This window comes from Paracoccus sp. S4493 (genome assembly GCF_000967735.1).
Classification (GTDB): Bacteria; Pseudomonadota; Alphaproteobacteria; order Rhodobacterales; family Rhodobacteraceae; genus Paracoccus; species Paracoccus marcusii.
The window spans coordinates 1-831 of sequence record NZ_JXYF01000466.1 but is presented as its reverse complement, the minus strand read 5'-3'; the positions used below and the strand labels follow the sequence as shown (position 1 = coordinate 831).

The 831-nt window shown below is 67.6% G+C and carries 1 protein-coding gene; it reads right to left on the bottom strand.

Annotation, left to right across the window (positions count from 1 at the left end; genetic code table 11):
• The coding region (locus TW83_RS18495; protein ID WP_045984255.1) for an efflux RND transporter permease subunit at positions 1-831 on the bottom strand (831 nt) is incomplete at both ends.

Sequence of the window (831 nt, the reverse complement as noted above, 5' to 3'; positions counted from 1 at the left end):
CGGCCAGGGTCTTGTAAACCTGGCTGATCGACTTTTCCACGAACGGGGAGGTGTCATAGGGATAGGTGATCTCGACTCCGGCGGGCAGGGCGTCGGCAAGGCCGTCGATGGTGTCGCGCACGGCGGCGGCGGTCGACACGGCGTTCGCGCCGGTGGCCAGGTTCACGGCGACGCCCGCGGCCGGGTTACCGTTGTAGCGCGAGCTGCCGCCATAGCTTTCCTGACCGATCTCGATCCGGGCGACGTCGCCCAGAAAGACCGTCGATCCGTCGGGATCGACGCGCAGCAGGATGCTCTCGAACTCCTCGACCGTGGACAGCTGCGACTGCGCGGTGACCGACACGGTCAGCCTCTGGCCCTCGGCGGCGGGCTGCGCGCCCAGGTCGCCCACGGTGACGTTGGTGTTCTGCGCGGCCACGGCCGCGGTGACGTCGGCGGGCGTGACGCTGTACTGGACCATCTTCATCGGGTCCATCCAGACCCGCATCGCATAGCCCGAGCCGAAGGTGTTGATCGACCCGACGCCCGGCGTGCGCTTGACCGGATCCTCGATGAACTGCGAGATCAGGTCGCCCAGCTGGACGGTGGTATAGGTGCCCTCTTCCGCCGTCAGCGCCGCCACCAGCAGGATCGAGCTGGTCGAGCGTTCGACCTGCACGCCCTGCTGCTGCACCACGTCGGGCAGCTGCGACGTGACCAGCTGCAGCTTGTTCTGCACCTGGACCTGGGCGATCTCGGGGTCGACGGTGTCGTCGAAGGTCAGCGCGACCGATGCCGACCCCGGCGTCGAGTTCGACGTCATGTAGGTCAGGCCGTCGATGCCGGTCATCG